General features: G+C 67.0%; 20 protein-coding genes. 19 read left to right on the forward strand and 1 reads right to left on the reverse strand.

Annotation, left to right across the window (positions count from 1 at the left end):
- Window positions 1-21: 21 nt before the first annotated feature.
- From Q9G87_RS03610 to Q9G87_RS03655, 11 genes are all read left to right on the forward strand, one after another.
- Window positions 22-333 carry a hypothetical protein gene (locus Q9G87_RS03610; protein ID WP_305914707.1) on the forward strand — a complete coding sequence of 104 codons (312 nt, stop codon included), beginning with the start codon at window positions 22-24 and terminating at the stop codon, window positions 331-333.
- Complete coding sequence (locus Q9G87_RS03615; protein WP_305914708.1) at window positions 320-598, forward strand: PadR family transcriptional regulator; 279 nt, start codon at window positions 320-322, stop codon at window positions 596-598. Before Q9G87_RS03610 ends, Q9G87_RS03615 begins: the two co-directional genes overlap by 14 nt.
- Window positions 487-798 (forward strand): DUF6011 domain-containing protein, encoded by a 312-nt coding sequence (locus tag Q9G87_RS60540; RefSeq protein ID WP_371825721.1) that lies wholly within the window; start codon window positions 487-489, stop codon window positions 796-798. The genes Q9G87_RS03615 and Q9G87_RS60540 overlap by 112 nt, the downstream gene beginning before the upstream one ends.
- Window positions 795-1,028, forward strand: a complete 234-nt coding sequence (locus Q9G87_RS03620) for an FmdB family zinc ribbon protein (RefSeq protein WP_305914709.1) — start codon at window positions 795-797, stop codon at window positions 1,026-1,028. Before Q9G87_RS60540 ends, Q9G87_RS03620 begins: the two co-directional genes overlap by 4 nt.
- A 119-nt stretch (window positions 1,029-1,147) precedes the next feature.
- Entirely contained in the window at window positions 1,148-1,330 is a 183-nt protein-coding gene (locus tag Q9G87_RS03625; protein WP_305914710.1) for a hypothetical protein, read from the forward strand.
- Between the two features lie 292 nt (window positions 1,331-1,622).
- Window positions 1,623-1,781, forward strand: coding sequence for a hypothetical protein (locus Q9G87_RS03630; protein WP_305914711.1), 159 nt, complete (start codon window positions 1,623-1,625; stop codon window positions 1,779-1,781).
- Between the two features lie 45 nt (window positions 1,782-1,826).
- Complete coding sequence (locus Q9G87_RS03635; protein WP_305914712.1) at window positions 1,827-2,300, forward strand: hypothetical protein; 474 nt, start codon at window positions 1,827-1,829, stop codon at window positions 2,298-2,300.
- Window positions 2,301-2,395: 95 nt separating this feature from the next.
- The gene (locus Q9G87_RS03640; RefSeq protein ID WP_305914713.1) at window positions 2,396-3,034 is read left to right on the forward strand and encodes an endonuclease domain-containing protein; all 639 of its coding nucleotides are present in this window, start codon (window positions 2,396-2,398) and stop codon (window positions 3,032-3,034) included.
- Window positions 3,027-4,430, forward strand: coding sequence for a phage terminase large subunit (locus tag Q9G87_RS03645; protein WP_305914714.1), 1,404 nt, complete (start codon window positions 3,027-3,029; stop codon window positions 4,428-4,430). Before Q9G87_RS03640 ends, Q9G87_RS03645 begins: the two co-directional genes overlap by 8 nt.
- 184 nt (window positions 4,431-4,614) lie before the next feature.
- Entirely contained in the window at window positions 4,615-5,250 is a 636-nt protein-coding gene (locus tag Q9G87_RS03650) for a DUF433 domain-containing protein (RefSeq protein WP_305914715.1), read from the forward strand.
- A complete protein-coding gene (locus Q9G87_RS03655; RefSeq protein ID WP_305914716.1) occupies window positions 5,250-5,726 on the forward strand; it encodes a hypothetical protein in 477 nt (158 codons plus the stop codon). The genes Q9G87_RS03650 and Q9G87_RS03655 overlap by 1 nt, the downstream gene beginning before the upstream one ends.
- Before the next feature lie 490 nt (window positions 5,727-6,216).
- On the opposite strand, the gene Q9G87_RS03660 is transcribed toward Q9G87_RS03655, so the two are convergent.
- Window positions 6,217-7,317 carry a DUF6183 family protein gene (locus tag Q9G87_RS03660; RefSeq protein WP_305914717.1) on the reverse strand — a complete coding sequence of 367 codons (1,101 nt, stop codon included), beginning with the start codon at window positions 7,315-7,317 and terminating at the stop codon, window positions 6,217-6,219.
- A 196-nt stretch (window positions 7,318-7,513) separates the two neighbouring features.
- On the opposite strand from Q9G87_RS03660, the gene Q9G87_RS03665 reads away from it, so the two are divergent.
- The 8 genes from Q9G87_RS03665 (at window position 7,514) to Q9G87_RS03700 (ending at window position 18,118) form a co-directional block, all read left to right on the forward strand.
- Window positions 7,514-7,684: a hypothetical protein gene (locus Q9G87_RS03665; protein ID WP_305914718.1), complete on the forward strand. Its 171-nt coding sequence runs from the start codon at window positions 7,514-7,516 to the stop codon at window positions 7,682-7,684.
- A 576-nt stretch (window positions 7,685-8,260) separates the two neighbouring features.
- Window positions 8,261-10,147, forward strand: coding sequence for a WD40 repeat domain-containing protein (locus Q9G87_RS03670; RefSeq protein ID WP_305914719.1), 1,887 nt, complete (start codon window positions 8,261-8,263; stop codon window positions 10,145-10,147).
- A gap of 354 nt (window positions 10,148-10,501) precedes the next feature.
- Window positions 10,502-11,500: a tyrosine-type recombinase/integrase gene (locus Q9G87_RS03675; protein ID WP_305914720.1), complete on the forward strand. Its 999-nt coding sequence runs from the start codon at window positions 10,502-10,504 to the stop codon at window positions 11,498-11,500.
- Window positions 11,501-11,598: 98 nt separating this feature from the next.
- Window positions 11,599-11,940: a DUF1360 domain-containing protein gene (locus Q9G87_RS03680; RefSeq protein ID WP_305914721.1), complete on the forward strand. Its 342-nt coding sequence runs from the start codon at window positions 11,599-11,601 to the stop codon at window positions 11,938-11,940.
- Window positions 11,937-13,622 (forward strand): hypothetical protein, encoded by a 1,686-nt coding sequence (locus Q9G87_RS03685; protein WP_305914722.1) that lies wholly within the window; start codon window positions 11,937-11,939, stop codon window positions 13,620-13,622. Before Q9G87_RS03680 ends, Q9G87_RS03685 begins: the two co-directional genes overlap by 4 nt.
- Window positions 13,619-16,897 (forward strand): phage minor head protein, encoded by a 3,279-nt coding sequence (locus tag Q9G87_RS03690; protein WP_305914723.1) that lies wholly within the window; start codon window positions 13,619-13,621, stop codon window positions 16,895-16,897. The genes Q9G87_RS03685 and Q9G87_RS03690 overlap by 4 nt, the downstream gene beginning before the upstream one ends.
- A gap of 292 nt (window positions 16,898-17,189) precedes the next feature.
- Window positions 17,190-17,690, forward strand: coding sequence for a hypothetical protein (locus tag Q9G87_RS03695; protein ID WP_305914724.1), 501 nt, complete (start codon window positions 17,190-17,192; stop codon window positions 17,688-17,690).
- Between the two features lie 188 nt (window positions 17,691-17,878).
- A complete protein-coding gene (locus tag Q9G87_RS03700; RefSeq protein WP_305914725.1) occupies window positions 17,879-18,118 on the forward strand; it encodes a hypothetical protein in 240 nt (79 codons plus the stop codon).
- Window positions 18,119-18,198: the final 80 nt, after the last annotated feature.

Consider the following 18,198-nt stretch of genomic DNA (forward strand, 5'->3'; position numbering starts at 1 on the left):
AGTGCTGCGCTCCCGCACCGTGTGAGACGCGCAAGGCGCTCGACGCTGCTCTCGACTCCCGGCAGGCAGACCGTGGCTGAGCCGCTCATCGTGGTCGCCCTCGACGCCGCCGACACCCAGCTGGCGGAGGAGTTCGAGGGCGTTGACGAGTGGTACGTCGGGGAGCGCGGCGACCACCTCTACCCGACCTGCCCCGGCCTCGCTCGCACGGGCAGGCCGCCACGGCGCGGGTCGGGCAGGCTGTACCCGGAGGCCGGAGACGTCTGCCTGACCTGCCTCAGATGGTGGCGAGCACGCAAGGCGAAGGAGACTGGGGACCATGGCCAACCCTGACTTCAAGGTCAACGACAAGGCCCGCCGCATTCTGGAAGTCCTCCTCAACGCCGATCAGCGCCTGACCGGGCTGACCATCTGCGACCTCACCGGCCTGCACGCGATCCACCCGGAGCTGGCCAGCCTGGAGGCCAACGAGTGGGTTGAGAGCGCATGGGCGACGCAGGAACCGCTCCCGGACCGGCCACGCCGCCGCCTCTACCAGTTGACCCCGTACGGGCGTACGAGGGCGCTTCATGCGCTGGGGCGGTACGAGACGCCGTGACCCTCCTCAACCTCCCGATCACCCTGGTCCACTGCCTCGGATGCGGTCGCCTCCTGTGGGACCCGAAGTCGAGGAAGCGCCGGCGCGGCCGGGAGTGCGCGGAGAAGGCGGGGATCATCGACCCGCCGTCGCCGCGTATCGCCCGGCGTGACAGAGGAGACTGCGAAGGACAGACAGACCTGCTGAAGGAGACAACGTGACGACATGGCGCATCAACCCCGAGAACCTCAGCCTCGGCCCCGAGGAGGAGCGGAGCAGCACGACGTTCACGGATCAGGAGTGGCGCGCCCAGGAGTGGCCGGAGTGTCCGGTCTGCGGCACCACCGTAAGCGTGAGCAGGATCAGCACGCCGTCCGCTGACGAGCGCATCCCGAGGTACATCATGGGCCGCTGGGAGTGCCCCAACGGCTGCGACCCTCGCCAGCATTGAGTGCTTGAGGAAGGAACGACACCTTGAGCACACACCAGTGCCTCCGCCCTGAGGGTACGACTGAGCCGTGGCGGTGTCCCGAGTGTGGCCTGTTGTGGGAGCCGCTTCCTTCAGCGCCGGTGGAAGCACCCAAGCGAAAGATCACTGTCAGCCAGAACACGGTCGTCGTCGTGGCTGGCGTGGCTGCTGGCGTGATCTGCTTGGGCATGCTGGCGGTGTCCCTGGAGGCGGCCGTCGTCGCCATGTGCATCGTGGGGCTTGTGTCCCTCGTGTATGCGTTCCGGCTGATCAGCCGTTTGTGAGACGATTACTGCCAATCTCGCCCACAAGGACATACGCCAGGCTCTCACCGAGCGCGAAAGCGGCCCTCCGCCACCAACGGAGAGCCGCCCTCTACCCGCCACCTTCAGCCCCAACTGCCTCAGGTCTCCCAAAGAGCGTACTAGCACGTCAGGGGGACACGTTGGCTCTGGACTGCCCGGTCAGCATGTGTGACCGTACGATGCCCGGCTCCGCCGCCAGGCTCGACTCCTAGCAACCATTGAGCCGAACGCCATGGCGCAGGACGCTGCGGCCAGCCGAGACAATAGACCCGTGATCACAGCCGGGGCGCTGCCCTGCGACCTGCATCCCGTCGCCGACGGCGTCCTCGTCATCCCGCACATCCTCCCGATCCGCGTCCCTGCCGCCGCCTACACGCTCACGGTCGCCGAGTGGCTCCGCCTGCCCGCCGAGGCCGCCACCGTCCCGTAGGCGAAACTGGTAACCACACCTACCCATCGGAGGGGAGGCCACCAGGTGTCCGGCACCAGAGGCGGCAACGGCCGCTACACCCGCGACCCAGCCACCGCCCATCGCGACGCCGAAGCGTGCCGGCTACGCGCCCGCGGCCTCACCTACCAGCAGATCGCCGACCAACTCGGCACAACCCGCAGCAACGCCTACGAAGCTGTCCAACGCGCCATCGCCGACATCGTCCGCGAGCCCGCCGAAGAAGTCCGCCAGCTCGAGCTGATGCGGCTGGACGAGATGCACACCGCGGCGCTCGCCATCCTCGAGGCCCGCCACTTCGTGGTGGACCGCGGCGAAGTCGTCGAATGGGAGGGAGCGCCACTGATCGACGACGGGCCGAAGCTCGCAGCGATCGACCGCCTCCTGAAAATTCAGGCCCGGCGCGCCGCGCTGCTCGGCCTGGACGCTGAGAAGAAGGTCAGTGTGTCCGGCGGCGTCAAGTACGAGGTGGTCGGCGTGGACCCAGATCAACTGAAATGATCCGCATGACCTGCGGAAACAGTAAAATAAAAGTCATGAGGCCCCGGCGACGGCGGCAACCGTCCCGGGGTGCGGCCGACTGTCCAGGAGCCGACATGACCGAGCGTACTTGTTCCGAGGAAGATTGCACCAAACCGCTCAAGGCGCGCGGCCTGTGCGACACGCACTACGCACGCTTGCGCCGGGCTGGCCTACCTGAGCGACCTATCCGTGTCTGTGGGGTAGATGGCTGCGGCAGGAAGCACAACACGGCGGGCTACTGCTACACGCACTATGTGCGGCTAAAGAACACGGGTACCGTCGGCAGTGCGCAGATCCGCACATACAAACCCACGACTGTCCGAGATGAGCAGGGCCGGAAGCAGTGCCGTACATGCCGCATATGGCAGCCGGAGACTGAGTTTCAAGCCACGAGGAACTGCGCGGACGGCCTGAATCCGCGGTGCAAGACCTGCAAGCGGAGCGACAAACTGCGCGCCAACTTCGGTTTGTCCCTAGCCCAGTACGAAGCGCTCGTGGCCGCACAGACTGGTGCCTGCGCCATCTGTGGCGACAATCAGGAAATTCTTCACGTCGACCACGATCATGCCTGTTGCCCCACCAAGGGCAAGAGCTGCGGGCAATGCGTGCGACAACTGCTGTGTCAGTGGTGCAACCGCGCTATCGGGATGTTCAAGGATGACCCGAAGCTTCTGCGAGCCGCCGCTGACTACGTGGAGCGGCACCGTGGCTGAGATCGTGGTCAGGTACGAGCCGCGTGGTGCGGTACAGGATCTTTTCCGATCTACTGATCCTGAGGTCCTCCTAAGCGGCGCAGCAGGGACCGGCAAGAGCGTGGGCGCGCTGATGTACATACATCTCGCATGCCTTGCGACACCCAAGGTTCGAGCCTTGATCGTTCGCAAGACCCACGCTTCGCTGACCGCCTCCACCTTGGTCACTTTCCGGGAGAAGGTTGCCAAGGAAGCTCTCGCCGCGGGCATCCTCCACTTCTACGGTGGTTCGGCACAGGAACCAGCCTCGTATCGGTACACGAACGGCAGTGTCATCGTCGTTGGGGGGCTAGATCGCGCATCGCGATTGCTCAGTACCGAGTTTGACCTGGCGTTCGTGGACGAGGCCATTGAAGTCACCGACGAAGATCTTGACACCATCGTTAGTCGGCTGAGAAACGGCGTACTCACCCATCAGCGTCTCATCATGGCGACCAACCCTGGTCACCCAAGCCACCACCTCAAGCAGCGGGCCGACTCTGGGCGCTGCCGGATGTTGTACAGCAAACACGAGGACAACCCCCCGCTGTACCAAAACGGTGAGTGGACAGAGTACGGCCGCACATACCTTGCGCGGCTCGACAGTCTCTCCGGCGCTCGCTACCAGCGGATGCGGTGGGGGAAGTGGGTGTCGGCTGAGGGGCTCGTGTATGACGGTTTCGACCCGGCGGTGCACGTGGTGGACCGGTTTGAGATCCCTGGGTCGTGGTCGCGTTGGTGGTCGATCGACTTCGGGTTCACCAATCCGTTCGTCTGCCAGTTCTGGGCTGAGGACGGCGACGGACGGTTCTACCTCTACCGGGAGATCTACATCACCCGCCGTCTGGTCGAGGACCACGCCAAGACCATCCTCAGCCTGGTCCAGCGCGACGGCTCCTGGATCGAGCCACACCCTCGAGCTGTCATCTGCGATCATGATGCCGAAGACCGCGCCACCCTCGAACGCCACCTCGGCCTGCCCACGTCCCCAGCGCGGAAGTCGGTCAGGGATGGCATTCAAGCCGTCCAAGCCCGACTGCGCCCGGCAGGGGACGCACGGCCGCGGCTGTACCTCATGCGCGACAGCCTCGTCGAACGGGATCCAGAGCTGGAGGAGGCCAAGAAGCCGGCCAGCACGGCGGAAGAGTTCCCAGCGTACGTGTGGGCCGTGAGGCCCGGCGGAGTGTTGAAGGAGGAGCCGGTCAAGTCAGACGACCACGGGATGGACGCCCTCAGGTACTTGGTCGCCGAACGGGACCTGATCGGGACTGGCAGCGTGCGATCGCCGGCTCGGGCTCGGGAGGGTCGGCCGTCTGGGGCGGCTGCGCGGTACGGGCGGCCTGTCGTTGGGAGCAGCGCGCAGCGTGTGGCTCGCTAGAGGTCGCCGTATCGGCGGATGTTGCGTGCGATTCGTGATGCCTTGAGTACCGTACGTCAGAGCGGGTATGCGGGATGTGCGTGCCCGGACGGTTGAGCCAATTGTGAGCAAATCGCCATATGTAAACCAAAGCTGAGACGTTAACGTCTAGCTGAGGAACGAGTTGGAGAGGGAGGGGCGCAACATGTACAGCACCGTGCTCGCAGCTGCGCTCTCGGGCGCCACCGTCGGCCAGTTGAAGCACTGGAGACGTCGGCCCCCGGTGTTCGCGCCCGAATACCAGACACCCCACAAGGTCCTCTACTCCTACAGAGACGTCGTCGCGCTCCGCTCGATCGTCTACCTCCGCGAGAAGGACACCACCTCGCTGCAGAGCATCCGCAAGTCGATCAGAAACCTGCGAGCCCTCGGCAACATCGACCACCTGTCGGAGTACAAGCTGGTCCGCAGCGGCGACACCATCGTCATGGTGGACGGCGACGAGGCGATCGACCTGCTCCGCAAGCCGGGTAACCACATGCTCGCAGGCATGTGGGACGTCTTCGGAGAGTTCGAAGGCCGGGTCGGCCCTGTGCTGCCATTCCTGCGACCCGTTCCCGGCGTGGTCCTAGACCCTGAGGTCCGCAGCGGCTTCCCCATCATCGAAGGGACGCGCGTCGGCTACGACCAAGTCGCAGACCTGATGGCCGACGACGTCCCCGCAAATGAGATCGCGCGATTTTTCCCCTCAGTCACAGCCGAAGCGGCTCGAGCAGCGCAGCGATTCGCGGAATACGTCAGCACGTACAGCAATCGAGGGCAGACTGACCGAGTCGCTTGATGAAAATCCTCCTCGATGAGAACGTCCCAGAACAGCTCTCAGACCCGCTGACCTGGCTCCTGCGTGAGCACCAGATGGCGCACGTCAACCGGCGGTGGAAGGGCATCAAGGACAAGCAGCTCTACGACAAGGCCAAGCGGTACGGCTACGACATCGTCATCTCGATCGACAGCCAGCAGCTCTACGACTCCGATATCTGCAAGGCGATTCAACGGTCCAGCAGGCATGTGGTGTTCGTGGAGACGACCAGCGGTGGTTTAAAGCATCTCGCTGCGGCCGCAGGAGCGTTGATGCACTGCATCCGCGACATCGTCGCAGAGTTAGAAAAGGTGGAGACGCAACGGATTGTCGTCGTACCGGCGCTCCTGGGCGAGCCGAAGTATAAGCCGTACGATCCGCGCAAGGAGGCGCCCTCTCCGCTATGGCCGAGGAAGCAGCACGGTGATCACAAACCGTCTCGGGGCAGCCGCTCGTAGGTGACGGTCCCGAATGCGGCCATCGATAGCAGCGGGCCCTGCCGAAGGTCTGAACGCAGCTGAACGCTGCTGGATATTTCCAGCCACGATCGACGGCCCGGAGGGCTTTTGTCCTGTCTCGTTGAACTTGAAGTACGGGATAGCGCTGGCCTGCGGTGCCTCAGATTGGATGAGACGCGCGGAACCGATGGCGTCTCGTCGATCATGAGGCGAATCCTCGTTTCGCTCGCGAGGTCTGTCGGTCGAGCCTGGCCAGGGGCCGACCGTATCGGCCCACCGCTCGGGTTGGCGCGACTGGACGCAAGGCAGCTCTGCGTCATCGAGTGCGAGCTGTTCAGGTGTCCTCTGCCGAGGTGGGCAGAATCCGCAGGGCTCCTGGACTGCGCAGACCTGCTGCTGGTGGACGGTGACCCGACCAGCCGCATCATCGCCATCGGCAACATCGCCGACGCGTGGGCGCCGTGGTGTTACAGCAAGCCGGATGGCGCAGTCAGTCTGAGAACGTGCTTGCGATGATCGCGATGCTCTGGTGGTCAGAGCGGAGGACGGCTATCCCGAAGTCTATGGAGCAGCCGTCGCGGCCGTGCCAGTCGGAGGTGTAGAACAGCCAGGTGCACTGGTCGGCGACCCATTTGAGCGTTGCGGGGTCGCCGTCGGTCCCGGTCAGGGCTGCGAGGGATTGCCAAGCGGTCAGGCGCCCGTATGCGCCGGTACCGTACAGCGTTCGCACCACATCGGCAGTCCGTGCGTGATGCACGGTCAGGTTGCCTACGGCCGATTGCAGGCTCAGGGCCGCCAGCGTGGTGGCCCCGAAATCGCCCGGCACCAGCGGGCGGTCAAGGAGGAACAACTTGGCCTCGGTGTAGTCGCTCATGCCGTCTGTTGAGCGTCGTTCGTCGGGGTGGAGCCATCTGGTGATGGCATTCATGGCCTGGACAGCCTGTGGCCAGTCGATCTCGGCCGCTTTCAGCTCGATCCCGGTCGCGCCGGGGGCGGCGACCGGCTCGGGAGCGACGTACCAGATCTTGCGTGGCTTGCCGGGATATTGCGGCACGCCCAGTTGTTGGTGCTCGGCTGGCAAACGGTGGAGCGGCAAGATGGCGAGCGGATGGTCTGCCGCGCGAAGCCGTCCAGCGAACTCGACTGCCGCCCGCGCGGACCTGAGGTCGTCGTGGCGCAGCACTGCCTCCTGAAGAAGGCAGGCCGCTATCTCGTCATCGGCCTGGGCCATGGCGAAGACCGGGATCAGATGTTCCAGTGGCTGGGCGGTGGCCAGCCACTCGGCCACCTCCCGAGGCAACTCTCGGATCGAGCCCCATTTCTCCCCCGCGGCGGAGGCGATTCTCCACACCGTCATCACGTGCTCTGGATCACCTTCTGCCAGCGCGAATCGCTGCAGCGCCTCCCGGAATCCGTACCGCATCGGGTAGGTCGGCGATGCGACCTGCAGCAGAGCTGTCATCAATTGCTCAAGCCAGTCGGGTTCGGCCCTTCGTACGACCTTCTCGGTCACCGCGATCGCATTTTTCCACTGCTCGTCCTGGTAGGTGTTGGCGAGTCCCATCCGAAACACTGCGTCGTCGATCTTCATCTGACAGAGTCTCCCAGATCGCACAACGACATCTGGCGACGAGAATGCCCATGTGACCGAAACCGCAATCACTCAGCCTGGATCCGCTGCTGCGAATCTGACAAAAGAACCGTGAAATAGGGCCAGGCGCCCTTTGACCTGGGATGATGGGAGTTTTCTACGCTTCCAGCAGTCCGGTCGGAAGGACACTTCGTAAGTGCAATTCTTCCACGACGCGGCCAAGACCGACGCGATCTTCGACGATGAGCACATGATCGCGTACGGCGGTTTGGTCCCGGCGATGCGGCTGGCCGAGCGGTGGGGCCTGGATGACCTGGTCGGCGAGCACGTGGCCATCACCGCCGCCGACGGTATTCAACGGATGTGATCCTGTTCAGGCCGCCGATCCCCAAGGAACCGTCGGGTGGGGTTTCCGGCTTGTCGGACGTCCCGGGAACGTCGGTGGCGGTGGTGGATTCGCGGGCTCCGGTGGGCGGCGTTCCGTCCCGTCGGACGCGAACTGCCCGCAGGCATGTCGGAGTTGGAGAGGGCGGGAGCCTCGACGCATGCCGCGACATACCGGCGATATACCCAGGCTCACTAACTTAGATGAGCGGTCACGCTTCAGCGCGACGCCTACCGTCGTCCGTCCAAGGAATCTCGCCCTGAGAATTGTGTCGTTGCCGGCAGCCGGGACTGCAACAGCGCCGCTCCTTGCCGGCGGCCTCGTACTGGAAGGACTGGTTTGGTGAGATCGGGGCCATTGAGCGGCGCATACATGAGGAGCCCGTCGGAAGCATGCGCGCTGGTCTCAGGGAGATGGCGTACCGGGCCGCTGTCGTCCGTTGTGGTGAGGAGATCGTCAGTACTTGCGGCGTTATGCGTGCTGCTGTCGGCATGTACGGCGACGCCGGAGACCCCACCCGGACCCGCTTGGACCCAGTCCAGTGCCACGCCCTGCCCCGTGAAGCCCCTCACGGCCAAGGGGCCCGAGGTTCTCGACAACGGCGGCCACTCCGACGTGCTGGGCGTTGCCTTCGGGGAGCTGGACGGCAAGACGATCGCAGTCTCCGCGGGCGCGGAGGGCAAGGTCCGCTTCTGGTCGCTGCCTGACTTCACCTCGGTGGCGCCGCCGGTTGAGGGCACCGGAGTCTTCGGTCTCGGGCGAGATGTGTTGATCACCTCGGGCGACGAGGTCTACGTGTGGGATCTGGCCGGGCGCCGGGTCGTCATGCGTACGGCCAAGCCCGCCGGGATCTCGCTGCATGGCGATCACCTCTACGTCAGCGACCGCCGTACCATCCGGGTCTGGAACACCCGCACCCGCGCCTGGACCGGCTCGCACAAGATCCGTGGCGCCGTGGAGTTCGCCGTGGGGCGCGTGGGTGGGCGTACCATCCTGGTCACCGGAGGTCACCAGAAGCCCTTCCAGCGCTGGGATCTGGCCACGGACCGGCGCATCGGCGAGGGCTTCATCAGCGGCGGCCACAGCCCCGAACGTGTGGGCCGCCTGCAGATCGTGGACGGCCGGCTCCACTACGGAACCGCCTATGGCGTCTACGCCACCGAACTTGCCGCACCAGACATGAGGGCGCCGGAGATCCACAGGGAAATCTCTCCACGCGACGCCCCATTCTTCGATGATGCCCACGGCTTGGCTCCCAGCGTCGCCTTCGACGAGCTGGTCGCAGTTGGCGAGCGCTCCTTCGCCTGGGGAGACGGCACCAGATCCGTGGCCGGCGTCATCAATCTGTTCGGGCTGTTCAGGCGGGAGCGCCTGCGCGGCCACAACGCCGGGATCACCGCCCTGGCCGCAGGCACGCTCGACGGCAAACAGGTGCTGCTCAGTGGCAGCGACGACAACACCGTCCGGCTCTGGGATGTGGAGAACGAGAAGCAACTCGGCTCCAGCCCGGCCAACACCATCCACGGCGCGGACCATCTCGCCATCTCCGACGGCACGCGCGTCGTCGCCACCGAGGACGTGGGCGCGATGCGGGTGTGGGACCTGACCACGGGCAGGCTGGACGGCGACCCCAGGACCGGCCCGGCGCACATCATGTCGGTGGGCACCGCCACCATCGACGGCACGCCCGTCGCGATCACCGGTCACCTGCCGCAGGAGTCTGAGCCCGCCATAACCCGCACCTGGGATCTGACCACCTCGGCCGAACCCGAGAGTGACTTCGGTGCTCCTGCCTCGAAGACCGGTGTGGGGCAGTTCGTCCAGGTCGGCGACCGCCTTGTCGGCGTGGCCGGTACGGAGGTCATCACCTGGCAGCTGGACAACAAGGTCCCGGACGGCCGCCTCACGCTCGACGCCGAGACGGTGCGCCTGGGGCTGATCCACGGCGAACCCGTCGCCGTGGCTTTCAACAACGGCTGGGGTGACCCCGTCCTCGCGAGTCAGCACCCCAAACAGTTCTCCATCTGGGATGTCACCACCAAACGGCAGATCTCAGCCTTCAGGCTGGAGCCGGCGTCGTACAAGTTCACCATCGCTCACGTCGGCATGTACGGCTGCGCGCCGGCCATCGTCGTCACCGGCGAGAAGAGCAGCTGGATCCGCTTCCTCGACCCCCTGACCGGCCGCGATCTCGCCGAGCCGTTCACGCTGCCGAACACGGTCTTCTCGGTCGATGGCATCGGCACCGCCCACAACCACCTCATTGCCAGGCTGACAATCGACCGCGACGGAGGCAACCAGACCCAGCTGTGGGACCTGTCCACGCGTACCGCACTCAGCGAACCTCTCCCGGAAATCAAGTCCAAGGCCTTCGCCGTCTCCACCGAGGCAGCCGTGATGACCGGACCCGACGAGCAGCTCCTGTTGTGGCGGCTGACCCCGTGAACCAGACGCCTTGGTGGAGGCCTTCACCGGCCACTTCACCGACCACCATGCCTTCCTGCTGACCACCATGCCGGTCCGCCCACCGCCCTTCCGGGAAACGATCACGCCCACGCGGGAAGCGATCTTCGGAGGAAAGGCCCTCAGACCGTGAAATAGGGCGAGGTGCCCTTTGACCTGGCATCCGAGCGAATGCCTCATGATCGGCGAGACGTGTCTCAAGTCGGATGAGACGAACAGCTTTGTTGCCGTGCGGAATGTTTGCCGTCAATGACAGAGCCTCTCGGGGCCGATTCCTGACCTACGAGAATGTGAATTCCCGGAGGTTGATCTAGAAATCTGCCTACGCTTGAAGGCGTGACCGACGTCCTCCCCGCCCTCATCGAAGACCACCTACCGGCTCTCCCCATCGCCCGGCCCGACGACCGCAACCCCTATCGGGCCTACATCGACAGCCTCCCGCGCGAAGAGTCCAAGCGCACCATGGCCGGCTGCCTCCGCCGCCTCGCCGACATCATGGACTACGACCCGAACCGTCCCGAAGACGTGCCCTGGGAGCATCTGCGCTACGAGTACACCACCCGCATTCGCGCGATCCTCGCCGAGCAGACCACCACCCGCAACGGCGAAACCGTCCCCTGGTCACCCTCATCCATCAACAAGCACCTGTCCGCCCTCCGCGGCGTCCTCAAAGCCGCCTGGCGACTCGGCCTCATCCCCACCGACGACTATCACCGCGCCATCGACATCCCCGGCGACAAAGGCACCCGCCTCCCCGCCGGCCGCAGCATCGCCCACGGCGAACTGGCCGCCATGCTCGCCGCCTGCCCCGGCGACACCCTGATCGGGATCCGCAACGCCGCCATCATCGCCACCCTCGCCGCCACCGGCGCCCGTCGCGCCGAGCTCGCCGCCGCCCGCCGTGAGCACTACGACCCCGGCCAGCGCTCCCTGCGCATCATCGGCAAGGGCAACAAGCAGCGCGAGGTCTACCTCAGCGAGGATGCCGCCGTCTATCTCGGCCGCTGGCTCGCCAAGCACGACGCCACCACCGGGCCGCTGTTCTGCCCGGTCAACCGGTGGGCGACTATCGTCCGACGCCACCTCACCGACCACTCCATCGCCGAAGTCATCAACACCGCCCGGCAGGACGCAGGCCTGCCCCGGCTGACCGCCCACGACTTCCGCCGGACCTTCATCGGCGAACTCCTCGACGCTGGCGTCGACCTCGCCACCACTCAGGCGCTCGTCGGCCACTCCTCGCCGAGCACCACCGGCCGGTACGACCGCAGACCCGCCGCCGCGCGTAAGGCCGCCGCCGAACTGATCCGCATGCCGCGCCCCGAAGACCTATAGCAGTAATATTTCTCGCTCAGCTCCCCCAAGGCGAAGGATTTCCTGTCGCGGCCCTATGATGGTCGCCAATTCCGGAAATCCTTCTGCTGGGGGCGCCGGTGCTCACCATCGTCGAACTGGTCATCCTCGCCCTCGCCTCGTTCAGGGCAACCAGGCTGGTCGTCCACGACGTCATCGCCGACCCGGTCCGTGACGCCGTCTTCCGCTGGCTGACCCAGCCCGTTCAGTCCCGTGTCCGCGACATGGGCATGACGCTCCTGTCCTGCATCTACTGCGCCGGCTGGTGGGTATCGGGGCTGCTGCTCGCCGTCTACCTCACCGCCGCCCACCGCTGGACTGATGCGAACATCCTGATCCACGGGCTGGAGTGGTTCGCCGTCGCAGGCGGCGCCGCCCTCCTCAACCGCGCCGACGACACCCTCGCCGAGGCCAGCGCGTGACCCGCCCCGTCGACCTCACCGCCGCCGCCGCCAGGTTCACCGAGCGTCGGCTGCGCGTCCGCCCGGTCGACCAGTCGTGGCAGGAACGCGCATGGCAGTTCTACGACCAGGTCCCAGAAGTGCGGTTCGCCGCCCAGTGGGTGGCCAACGCCATGTCCGGCGCCCGCCTCTTCGCCGGCCGCCGCGCCGACGACGGCACGATCGAAGAGGCCCCGGACGGGCACCGGACCACCGAGCTCGTCACCGGCATCGCTGGCGGCCCCGAAGGCCAGGCGCAACTCCTGGGGGACTTCGGCCCGCACCTGGTCGTCGCTGGGGAAGGGTGGATCGTCATCCGCCCCACCATCACCCAGCAGCAGGTCAGCAGCGAAGAGTGGCGGGTTCTGTCGGTGGCGGAGGTGACGCAGCAGGGCGGCAAACTCATCGCCGAGATCGACGGCGAACCGGTCATCATCCCCGCACACGACCTCGACCAGCCGACCGACCCTGCCGCGCCGGTCGCGATCCGGGTGTGGGAGCCGCACCCGCGCCGCCACCTCGAGGCTGACTCGCCGGTCAGGTCGTCGCTGGGGCTGCTGGAGGAACTGCAGCTGCTGAACGCTGCGGTGGCTGCCATCGCGCGTTCCCGGCTGACAGGGCGGGGTGTGCTGCTCGTCCCTAAGGGGGCGCGGTTCCCGACGACGCCCGGACAGGATGCGGCCGAGGACGACCTGCTTGAGGTGTTCATGCAGGTGGCCGAGACCGCCTACCGGGAGCCGGAGTCGGCCGCGGCGACGGTGCCGATCATCCTGGAGGTTCCGGCGGAGGTGATCAGCGAGATGAAGCTGCTCACCTTCGAGTCCGACTTCGACGATTTGGCGATCCGGCTGCGTGAAGAGGCGATCCGCCGGTTCGCGACCGGGCTGGAGGTGCCGGCCGAGGTGCTGCTCGGCATGGGCGACGTCAACCACTGGGGCCAGTGGGCGTTGCAGGCGGAGGCGATCCGGCTCGGTATCGAACCGCGGCTGGCCACCGTCGCCCACGCTCTCACCACCCAGTGGCTGCGGCCACTGCTGGAGGACGAGGGCGTCGAGGACTCCGGCCAGTGGCTGGTCTGGTACGACACCGCGCCGCTCAGGGTCCGGCAGAACCGCAGCCAGACCGCCCTTGAGGTGTATGACCGGGGCGCCATCTCGGCTGAGGCGCTGCGCCGGGAGACGGGATTCGACGACGCCGACGCCCCAACCAGCCCGCCCGCCCGGGAGGCGCGCCCGGCGCCGTCCCCGCTGCCGGTCGACGAGACCAGCGCGCCGCCGGACACGCTGCCCGCGTCTGCCGCGCTGCCGGACGCGTTGCTGGCCGCCGCGGACGGGCTGATCTGGGCCGCCCTCAACAGCGCCGGCGAGAAGCTCCGCCGCACCCCGGCCTGCCCGCGCAGCGAGCGCGCCCGGGCAAAGGAGATCACCCCGGCCGCGTTGCACACGATCCTGCCGGTGGATCGCGACCAGGTGGAGCAGTGGCGGCTCCTGGACGGGGCGTGGGCGCGGGTGCCGGAGGTCGCCGCCCGGTATGGGCTCGACCCGGACTGTCTCGCCGTCACGCTCGACTCGTACTGCCGGGAGTTGATCGCCGCTGGTGTGGAGCACCGCTACGACCAGACGAGCGGCGTGCTGCGCGCCCCGTGCGTGATGGAGGCGGCTTGACCACCCCCGACCCACGAGCCGAATCCAGGGAAGCTGCCGAGCGCACCCTCACCACGCTTGAGGACCTCCTCGAGGCGGTGGTGCAGCGCGCGCTAGACAAGGTCGCCGAAGGCTTTGCCCAAGTCGTGCGTGAGGCGGTCCGAGAAGAGAAGCAGTCAGCCGAGCTGCTGGCGGCGCTCGACAACCCCACACTGCGGCGGATCGTCGAACTGTGGGGTGAGCAACTCCGGCCGATCCTGGCTGCGCTGCTCGCCATCTTCGAGGCAGCCGTCCGTGCCGTCACGCGCCGGTTCAGCGTGCCCTTCCCTCCCGACATGGAGGACCTGCCGGAGCGGTGGCTGGACGATCCGTTCTCGGTGCTAGACCAGGTCCGCCAGTACCTGTCGGCCGCGGAGAACCGGCTCGTAGGGGTGGGGGACCGGCTGTGGGATGCCGCCCGCGACGCCCTGGTCGAGGGGAACGACGCTGGGGAGGGGATCGACCAGATCGGCCGCCGCCTCCGCAAGGTGTTCGCCGAGGACGGCGTCGAGCTCGGCCGCGCGCGGGCAGAGCGGATCGCCCGCACCGAAGTGATCAGCGTATGGAATCACGCAAGCCTCGACGCCGCCCAGGTACTGCCTGCTGAGGTGCGGCCGCCGTACAAGAGCTGGCTGGCTACTGCGGATGAGCGCACGAGGCCGGCGCACTGGCAGGCCGACGCTGCCACGGTTCCCCTCGCTGCGCCGTTCCTGGTCGGCGGTGAACCGCTCATGTACCCGGGCGACCCGGCTGGCTCGCCGAGCAACGTCATCCAGTGCCGGTGTGCGGTGACGTTCGGGTACGACGATCGGCCACCGGAGGATGCGGGCCGCCAGTTCTTGTCGGACGGGGAGATCGCGGAGGTCGTCCGCTACTTCGAGGAGGAGCACGGCATCGTGAGAGACGCCCATAGATCAGCGCTGACCGCCGCGTCTGGCGGCCCGTACGAGGGCGGCATGGTTGCCCTCGTCCCGTCGCAGGCGGACATCGACCGGCTCGCCGTCGAAGACGGAGAACTCCCGCCCGATCTGCACCTGACGCTGCTGTTTCTCGGCAGCGGCGCCGACGTGCCCGCCGAGATCCGGCAGCAGATCGTGGACCGGCTGACCGGCGTCGTGGCCGGGCTGCGCGATGAGGACCAGGTCGCCATGCCGGTGCAGGGCAACGGGTTCGCCCTCAGCGTCTTCAACCCAAACAGCGCCGAGCGGGACACGTGCATCGTGCTCGGCGTCGGCGGCGCTGACCTGCAGAGCGTCCGCAACGGCGTCGGCGCTGCGGTCACCGAGCTGATGGAACTCCCCGAGCAGCACGCGCCCTGGGTTCCGCATGTCACCCTCACCTACACCGACGACCTGCCCCAGATCGTCGGCCTCACAGACCGGACCGGACCCATCACGTTTGACCGGCTGCAGGTGGCGTTCGGCGACGACATCACCGACATCCCCCTCACCCCAGCAGAGCAGGAGGTAGCCGTGACCGCCGACCCGCCGACCGCCGGCCAGCCACGCCGCTGGTCCACCCCCGGAGACACCGCCCTCGCCTGGGAAAACCAAGAGACCGGCGACGGCAGAATCTTCGCCCCCGGCGCCCTCTACTGGGAGGCCGGGCCGTGGCCGCTGCAGTACGCCGACGAAATGCTCATCGGCCACGAAGGCGCCGAACTCGCCGGCGCCATCCAGACGCTGGGGCGGGACGGCGACCGGATCCCCGGCACCGGCCTCCTCTACCCCGGCCAAGCCTCCGGTGCGGCCGCGATCCGGCTGCTGGAAGAGGACGCCCCGCTCGGCGTGTCGGTGGACCTGGACGATGTGGACGTGGAGCTCATCGACCGCCGCCCAGCCGAGGAACGCGACACCGGCGAGGGGGAGGTGATCCTGCTCGCCTCCCTGGCCACGGCCAGCGTGCTCCCGCTCCCGGAGGGTGGCCACTTGGTGCGGGCCACCCACGTCACCGAGCAAGCCGCGAGCGGCCGGACCGTGCGCGCCGCCCACACGGTGGAGTGGACGGTAGACCCCCACGGGCGGGTGCCAGTCGCCGAACTCCGGGTGGCCCTCACCGCGTCCGGCATCATGACCGCCGCCGCGGGGGACGCGGACGACAGCGCGGGTCAGGTGTTGATGGCGGAGCGGTCCGGCGACATGGTCATGCGCATCACCCGCGGCCGAGTCCGAGGCGCCACCCTCGTCAGCATGCCTGCGTTCGCCCGGGCGCGGATCACCCTCGACCCGGTAGGGGACCTGGCCGCCGCCTGCGAGGAGCCACCAGCCGGCCGGATGCGGGACATCGTCGCCTACGTCGCCGCCAGCCCGGTGCCGGTCGGCGCCACCCAGGTCGCGGACGCGCTCGCCATCTCGACCGTAGCGGCGCGCGACTACCTCGCGCGGGCCGCCGCAGCCGGGTACATCACCCGCTTGTCGCGCGGCCTGTACGTGGCCGCGTCCACGCTGCCGGAGGGCGCCGGGGAGGAGCCGGAGATGGACGACCTCGAAGCCAGCGCATGGAGCGAATTTCAGGCGCTGCCACCCCTGCCTGCTGCATGGTTCCGTGAACCTGAGGCGCTGGGCACCGAAGATGGGCCGGTACATGTCACTGAGGACGGCCGCATCTACGGTTGGGTCGCCCAGCGCGGGGTGTGCCACGACGGCTACACCGGCCAGTGCGTCACGATCGACCAGCTCGGCGACGTCGACACCAGCTACTTCCTGCGCTCCCGCGTCAAGCTCGACGACGGCTCGACCGAGCTGGCCGGGGTGTTCACGATGAACACTGGCCACGACAACGACGGCACCGACGCCGCCTCCACGCGCGCCTTGTTCGACAACACGCGCACCGTGGCCGGGATCGTCACCGTCGGCACCAACGACCGTGGCATGTGGTTTTCTGGCGCCGCCGCGCCGTGGCTGTCGGAGTGGGATCGTGCCGTGTTTGCCGCGTGCGCCCCGTCCGGGCATTGGCGGCGCGACCGGGGCGGCCGGTGGTCGCTGCGCGCGGTGCTCAGCGTGCCGGTGCCGGGCTACCCGACCCGGCTGGCGGCGTCGGCGGTGGCGCGCGCCAACCTGGCGCTGACCGCGTCCGCTGCGCCCCGCACACCTGTGCTGGCTGGCGTGGGCGTCGACGTGCTGGCGAGCGCCGTGGTGGATGAGATGGAGCGCCGGCAGGCGGCGCGAGAGGAGATTGAGCGGCTCGCCGCGGAGTTGGCTCCGGTGCGGGCGGAGATCGCCGCCAGCATGGCCACGCAGATCAACGGAGGAAACTGACCATGGGGTGTGGCTGCAACAAGAACCGGCAGCAGTTCGAGGTTGTGACCGCTGAGGGGAAGGTCGTCTACACGAGTACATCGGAGCCGACGGCCAAGAGCGTCGCGAAGCGGTATGAGGGCAGCACCGTCCGACCCAAGGAACAGCAGGCGCCAGCAGCGACCGCGACGTGATCTGTCCCTACCCTCCAGACGTCCGTTCTAAGGCGCACGTCGCCTGCTTGGCCGGCCGCCCGGGGGCCATCTCTGCCGATGCGCTTGGCGCATCTTGGGGGCACTTCTACGCTTCAGGCATGCAGGACCTCGGACTGCTCCAGGCGTGGGGCATGTGGTTCGACAACGTGCAGGTGAATCAGCATACGATCTACGGGATCTCCATCCTCGGGCTCGGCCGTGTCGGCAAAGTCGTCTCCTTTATCGCCGGCATGACCGTGATCCTGGACATCATCGGCCCGGACCGCATCAGGCAGTTCGGCAGCAGGCACAAGCGGTTCGAGCCCTTCCGCTCGCGTACGTACATGAAGATCGTCATTGCTGTGTCCCTGCTAGGTCTGATCATTTGCGCAATGATCTTTATGGCTAACCGTGACGCTGGTCCTAGTGAAGGAGCATCTGCGGCCGTTGGTGCAATCCTTCTCGCTGGCATGGTGCTTTTCATCGCGCCTGGAGTAGCGAGGGCAATGACACAAGTCTTGGCGAAGGGCTTGGAGAATCAGGCGTGGGAGCGCGCCATCCGCTGGTCGGCGGTGATCTTGCTTGCTGTCGGCTTCCACTTCGACCTACTCGCCTCATAGCCGCCCCCAAATCGAGCATTCATAAACTGGGGCGAACTGGTTGCAATCCGCTACATGCGTCCTACAGTCGATGTGCGTCCGTCTGTTGCCCCCGTACAGATGGGCCGCCAGGCCGGTGGAAGGCGCGAGAGGTGCCAACCACCGGCCCCACTCGAATAACCGTTCGATGGAGGGGTATTCTCGGCAACGTGTCCAACCCTCCATCCGTTCGGCTCCTTGAACACGACCCGGAAGCGGGCTTCCTGCTGGCATGGCGGAAAGGCAGCGACGGATCCAAGGAATACCTGGTGGAGTGGGTGCCGATCATCGAGGGGTTCAAAGGCGGACTCGGAGAGCCCCAGCAAACATGGTTCCCCGCCAGCAAGGTGCAGCCCCTCCCCAACGCGGACTACAGCCGCGTTCCACGAGTCGAGCCTGAACAGCCTTAGCGGCACCACCCCACCCTGCACCGGCTGCGCTAACATCGAAACGATCGCCGCTGGTTGTGGGCCGGGCTCTCACCCCTAGG

The organism is Nonomuraea turcica (genome assembly GCF_030718205.1).
Classification (GTDB): domain Bacteria; phylum Actinomycetota; class Actinomycetes; order Streptosporangiales; family Streptosporangiaceae; genus Nonomuraea.

Coding starts and splice junctions, on each gene's coding strand:
- Q9G87_RS03615 (WP_305914708.1), top strand. CDS start 320: ATGGCCAACCCTGACTTCAAGGTCAACGACAAGGCCCGCCGCATTCTG.
- Q9G87_RS03640 (WP_305914713.1), top strand. CDS start 2,396: ATGACCGAGCGTACTTGTTCCGAGGAAGATTGCACCAAACCGCTCAAG.
- Q9G87_RS03655 (WP_305914716.1), top strand. CDS start 5,250: ATGAAAATCCTCCTCGATGAGAACGTCCCAGAACAGCTCTCAGACCCG.
- Q9G87_RS03695 (WP_305914724.1), top strand. CDS start 17,190: ATGCAGGACCTCGGACTGCTCCAGGCGTGGGGCATGTGGTTCGACAAC.
- Q9G87_RS60540 (WP_371825721.1), top strand. CDS start 487: ATGGGCGACGCAGGAACCGCTCCCGGACCGGCCACGCCGCCGCCTCTA.
- Q9G87_RS03650 (WP_305914715.1), top strand. CDS start 4,615: ATGTACAGCACCGTGCTCGCAGCTGCGCTCTCGGGCGCCACCGTCGGC.
- Q9G87_RS03660 (WP_305914717.1), bottom strand. CDS start 7,317: ATGAAGATCGACGACGCAGTGTTTCGGATGGGACTCGCCAACACCTAC.